At 45.6% G+C, this 6,031-nt stretch carries 4 protein-coding genes; 3 read left to right on the top strand and 1 reads right to left on the bottom strand.

All coding sequences use genetic code 11. The annotated features are described in order from the left end of the window. The first annotated feature begins 80 nt into the window (after window positions 1–80). From JQM82_RS14060 to JQM82_RS14050, 3 genes are read left to right on the top strand one after another with little or no spacing between them, the layout of a single operon-like run. Window positions 81–2,456, top strand: a complete 2,376-nt coding sequence (locus JQM82_RS14060) for an endonuclease MutS2 (RefSeq protein ID WP_235251024.1) — start codon at window positions 81–83, stop codon at window positions 2,454–2,456. Between the two features lie 31 nt (window positions 2,457–2,487). Next, entirely contained in the window at window positions 2,488–3,189 is a 702-nt protein-coding gene (locus JQM82_RS14055) for a response regulator transcription factor (RefSeq protein WP_235251023.1), read from the top strand. Window positions 3,190–3,206: 17 nt separating this feature from the next. Next, the gene (locus JQM82_RS14050) at window positions 3,207–4,616 is read left to right on the top strand and encodes a sensor histidine kinase (RefSeq protein ID WP_235251022.1); all 1,410 of its coding nucleotides are present in this window, start codon (window positions 3,207–3,209) and stop codon (window positions 4,614–4,616) included. Here JQM82_RS14050 and JQM82_RS14045 read toward each other — a convergent pair. Then, a complete protein-coding gene (locus tag JQM82_RS14045; RefSeq protein ID WP_235251021.1) occupies window positions 4,613–5,827 on the bottom strand; it encodes a substrate-binding domain-containing protein in 1,215 nt (404 codons plus the stop codon). The genes JQM82_RS14050 and JQM82_RS14045 overlap by 4 nt on opposite strands. Between the last annotated feature and the right edge of the window lie 204 nt (window positions 5,828–6,031).

The following is a 6,031-nucleotide window of genomic DNA, read 5'->3' as shown; positions in this document are numbered from 1 at the left end:
TTCTATATGTTTATTATGAAAACTCAAGTTCTCCTTTTCTTTACGTGGCAAATAAGGTAGAATAAGTCTAGGTGAAGAACATGAATAAAAAAACATTAATCAAATTAGAATACAACAAAATAATTGAACTTTTATCCGAGAAGGCTTCTTCCTTCGGAGGCAAGGAGCGCTGCCGGCATCTCAGACCAATGACTTCTCTTCCCGAGATTCAGTCTGCCCAGGAACAGACGGATGCAGCTTTTACCAGAATTGTTAAAAAGGGACGGCCTTCCTTCAGCGGCTGTAATCCTGTCACAGATTCTCTGAAACGACTGGAAGTCGGAGCTTCTCTTGGAAGTGGTGAACTTTTGCGTATCTGTAAGCTTCTGGAGACAGCCGGGTGCCTCAAGACCTATGGAAGGCGTGAAACTGCAGATGATAAGGAAGACTGTCTGGATGTATATTTTCAGCAGCTGGAACCACTCACACTGATCAGCACCGAGATTCGAAGATGTATCCTGGAAGAAGACGAGATCAGCGATGATGCCAGCAGTACGCTGCGCCAGATCCGTCGTTCCATGTCACAGATCAACGACAAGGTACATGCGACGCTTGCCTCTATGGTAAATGGCTCTCTGCGTACCTATCTGCAGGATCCGATCATTACCATGCGCGGTGACCGCTACTGTATTCCGGTCAAATCCGAATACCGCGGTCAGGTTCAGGGACTGATTCACGATCAGTCAGCTACCGGCTCTACTCTTTTCATCGAACCAATGGCAGTTGTCAAGCTGAATAATGACCTGAAGGAACTCTATGCCAAAGAGCAGGAAGAGATTCAGATCATTCTCGCAAGACTGAGTGCAGACACGGCAGAATATATTGACTCCATTCGTATGAATTATCAGATACTGACAGAACTTGATTTTATATTTTCAAAAGGATCCCTTGCACTGGATATGAACGCTTCCATGCCGGTTTTTAACACCGAAGGGCGCATCCACATCCGCAAAGGACGCCATCCGCTTCTGGATCCTAAAAAAGTAGTTCCTGTTACGGTTACACTGGGAGATACTTTTGACCTGCTGATCGTGACCGGTCCGAACACCGGCGGTAAGACGGTCTCTTTAAAGACGGTCGGTCTTTTTACGCTGATGGGACAGGCAGGTCTTCACATTCCTGCTCTGGATCGTTCGGAGCTTGCTGTATTCCAGAATGTATACGCAGATATCGGAGATGAGCAGAGCATTGAACAGAGCCTGAGTACATTTTCTTCGCATATGACAAATATTGTGTCATTTTTAAAGTATGTAAATGAACAGTCCCTTGTTCTTTTTGACGAGCTTGGTGCAGGTACCGACCCTACGGAAGGTGCCGCTCTGGCCATCGCGATTCTGAACCATCTGCATCAGCGTGGAATCCGTACGATGGCAACCACACATTACAGTGAACTGAAGGTCTATGCCCTGTCTACGCCCGGTGTGGAAAACGCCTGCTGTGAATTCGATGTAGAGACGCTTCGTCCGACCTACCATCTGCTGATTGGTATTCCCGGCAAGAGTAATGCATTTGCCATTGCCGGAAAACTTGGCCTTCCGGATTATATCATCGAAGAAGCAAAGACGCATCTGACGGAACAGGACGAGTCATTTGAAGATCTTCTGACGGATCTCGAAGCCAGCAAACGCACCATTCAAAAAGAACAGGAGGAGATCTCCGCCTACAAGCGTGAGCTTGCACGTCTGGAAGAAGAAACGCGTAAAAAGCGCGAGAAGCTGGAAGAACAAAAGGAAAAAATCCTGCGGGATGCCAATGAAAAGGCCTTCGCCATCCTCGCGGAGGCGAAAGAAACTGCCGATGAGACCATGCGTAATTTCCATAAATTCGGCAAAGCCAACATCTCTGCTGCCGAGATGGAAAAAGAACGGGAACGGCTCCGCAAAAAGATGGATGCCACCAGAAGCAGCATGAAGCTCGAAAGCTCCAAGCCCAAAAAGCAGCATAAAGCCAGCGACTTTAAGCTGGGCGAATCCGTAAAGGTACTAAGCATGAATCTGACCGGTTCCGTGACCTCTCTTCCTGACGCGAAGGGAAATGTAACTGTTCAGATGGGTATTCTCAGATCTCAGGTACACATCTCGGATCTGGAGATCATAGAAGAAAAGCCTTCCTACTCTGCGGTAAAGACCCGCCAGACCGGAAAAGGCAAAGTAAAGATGAGTAAATCACTTTCCGTAAGTCCCGAGATCAATCTTCTGGGCAAAACGGTAGACGAAGCAATCGCAGAACTTGATAAATATCTGGATGACGCATACCTTGCACACCTGTCATCTGTACGTATTGTACACGGAAAAGGCACCGGTGCTCTGCGTTCCGGTATTCATCAGTATCTGAGGCGCCAAAAACACGTCCAATCCTTCCGGCTTGGCGCATTTGGCGAAGGGGACTCTGGTGTGACCATCGCTGAGATCAAATAAGGATCCATAGTCCCGGAGAGGAGTATAACATATGAACAAACAAAAAATATTAATCGTAGATGATGACGAAAACATTGCAGAGCTTGTGTCTCTCTATCTCACCAAAGAATGTTTTGACACCATGATGGTACATGACGGTGAAAAAGCTCTTGTGGCTTATGAGAGTTACCAGCCCAATCTGATCCTTCTGGATCTGATGCTTCCGGGAATCGACGGCTATCAGGTCTGCCGTGAGATCCGTACCCGTTCCAACGTCCCGATCATCATGCTGTCTGCCAAAGGCGAGGTCTTTGACAAAGTACTGGGTCTGGAACTTGGCGCAGACGACTATATTATGAAACCCTTTGACTCCAAGGAACTGGTTGCCCGTGTAAAGGCGGTTCTGCGCCGTTACCAGGCAATTCCCAAACCGGAAACACCGAAAGAAGACCGCGGAAAATGCGTGGAATATCCGGGAATTGTGATCAACCTGACGAATTATTCTGTTATGGTTGACGGAGTTACCGTGGAGATGCCTCCGAAAGAACTGGAGCTCCTGTATTTTCTCGCTTCTTCTCCCAACCAGGTCTTTACAAGGGAGCAGCTTCTGGATCAGATCTGGGGTTACGAATATATCGGCGACACACGGACCGTAGATGTTCACATCAAGCGTCTTCGCGAAAAGATCAAAGACCACAATGGCTGGAGTCTGAGTACCGTATGGGGAATCGGCTACAAGTTTGAAGTGAAATAATCAGAGAAGGGATCATTATGAAAAGCACACTTTATCTAAAATTCATTCTTGTCTATCTGGTATTTGGATTTTTAAGCATATTTACAATGGCTACGCTGACAGAAAATTTTGTCAGTGAGCCATTGAAAGAAAAGACATCATCCGATATATACCGTACTGCAACACTTGTTGCCAATGACTATCTCACCAGATATTTTTCAGATCAGGTTTCTTCCGGAGACGTGCATCTGCAACTGAGCGCGATGGAATCTCAACTGGATGCTGCCGTATGGTTTGCAGACAGAGAGGGTACTCTGATTTCTTCTGCACAGTCTGAGGGATATCCGTCTGCCCCGGCAGTCATTGAAAATTTTGATCCCGCGGAAGGCGGAGGTTCACAGTATCAGACGGGAGAATATCACGGATACTTTTCGGAAGATGTAATTACGGTCATTGCTCCTGTCGTGTACAGTTATTCCCCCAAAGGTTACCTGATTATTCACAAGTATGTATCTGATCTGACGGATCTTCGAGATATCCTGCTGCATGGTGCTTTCATTACATTTACCATCATCTACGCATTATCTTTTATAATCCTTCTTGCCTTTCATTTCTTTGTATACCGTCCGCTTCACATCATAACAGAAGCGGCAACACAATACGCAGTCGGCAACCTGGATTATGAAATTCCGGTAAAAACAGAAGACGAGATGGGATATCTGTCCGCATCTTTGAATTATATGGCTTCTCAGCTCAAAGACATGGAAGATTATCAGAAAAAATTCGTAGCAAACGTATCACACGATTTTCGTTCTCCGCTCACTTCGATCAAAGGATATGTAGAGGCTATGGCAGACGGAACAATTCCACCGGAACTTCATGAAAAATATCTGAATATCATTCTGTTTGAGACAGAGCGTCTTACCGATCTGACACACGATCTGCTGACACTGAACGAATTTGACACCAAGAATCTGCTTCTCAACAAAGTATCTTTTGATATCCATGATACGATCAAGCAGGTCGCAGCTTCCTTCGAAGGTGTCTGCACCCAGAAAAAGATCTCCATCGAACTGCTCTTTGCCACAAAGCATCTGCGTGTGACCGCCGACCAGCGTAAGATCGAACAGGTTCTGTATAACCTGCTCGACAATGCAATCAAATTCAGCGACACCAATTCTATCGTAACCATCGAGACAACAGAGCGCGGAGAAAAAGTATATACCTCTGTCAAGGATAATGGAATCGGAATTCCACGCAATGCCCTCAATAAAATCTGGGAACGTTTTTATAAGACGGATCTTTCCCGCGGAAAAGATAAAAAAGGAACAGGGCTTGGACTATCCATTGTAAAGGAAGTCATCCAGGCCCATGGCGAAAATATTAATGTGATAAGTACGGAAGGAGTCGGAACCGAGTTTATCTTCTCGCTTCCAAGGTCTTCCTAATATAGAATTTTTTGAATTTCTTTATCTTCAAGGCCTTCGCTGGTGACCCAGGTATAACCGGTATTCACTACGGCCTCATTTCCCATATCGAGTGCGGCTCTCACAGCTGCAACAACAGTTGCGTAGCCCATTCCGAACGGGTTCTGAGCAATCAACCCCACGACTTTTCCGTCAGACAGTGCTTCGACCTCCTCTTTACTTACGTCAAATCCTACCACCTGAACCTGATCTGAAAGCTCGTTGCGTTCCAGCCCGTCAAGTGCCAGAAGCAAAGCATCTCCATTAGTTGCAAAACATCCCCTGATATCAGGATTTTTTGCAAATATATAATCTACAACATCGTCCTCCGTAATCTCTTCCGGACTGATTTCTTCCTGCGTCGTCGTATTCTCAGTCGTATCCGCATCTAACTGATACGTTCCTGCATTGATCTCAGCTGCGATCGTCTGCTGCATCTCTCCCAGCTGATCCATATGATATACGCTGACCACCGACATCTCCGGATGATTCGTCTGGATTTCCTCCGTAAATGCACTTTCACGGGCGAGTGCCGCCATGGATTTGGAGTCCTGTACAAACAGAACAACTTTCCCCTCATCATCAACTGCTTCCGCAAGCTTTATAGCCGCTTCTCTGGCTGCCGCCTCGTTGTCTGTTGAAACGGTCGCCATCACCCCCTGATAATCACTTCCGGAGTCAAATGCCACGATCGGAATATCATTATCTGCAGCCATATCAAACTGTACTTCACACGCCTTTGCGTCTGCAATAGAGATTCCAACAGCAATTGGAGATCTGTCGATATCCAGTTCCTCATCCAGTATATTCACCTGCTCATCTACGTCATCTGCAACTTCCGGTGCATTATAGGATGCTTTTACTTTATCCTTTCCTGTATATCCCAGATTCTCATTGATATCTGCGACTGCCTGAAGCACTCCTTTTTCCACCTCATCCCAGTAAGTGCTTCCCTTTGCCTTCCCGATGATGGATATATAGGAACCTTTTTCCAGATTCAGTCCATCTACATTGTTGTAAGCAGCCGGTTCTATCAGATCCAGCTTTCCCTGGTATTCTTTCTCTTCTTTTTCTACATTCTGTTCTTCTTTAAGCTTTTTTTCTTCCTCGGTTTCCTGCGGTGTCGACTGACAAGCACTGACAAGCATCATGGCACTCAACAGGACTGCTATCATTCTGCTTTTCTTTTTCATTCTGATTAACTCTCCCACATCTTTTTATTCTTATCCTGTTCTAAACCGTACATATGGTCTGTTTACATATTACCTCAATACACTATACACCAAAACAGTGAAGATTTGTTGAAATTTTTCTTAATTTTTCATACCATTTTCAACATCAATCCAGTTTTCTATATCATCTGTATCTTCAAAAATGCACTGTCTCCTCTTGTATAT

The sequence above is a fragment of the Faecalicatena contorta genome (genome assembly GCF_021531995.1).
GTDB classification, from domain to species: Bacteria; Bacillota; Clostridia; order Lachnospirales; family Lachnospiraceae; genus Dorea_A; species Dorea_A contorta_A.
Note: the sequence above shows the minus strand (reverse complement) of the source record. Positions and strands in the feature narration are given on the sequence as shown.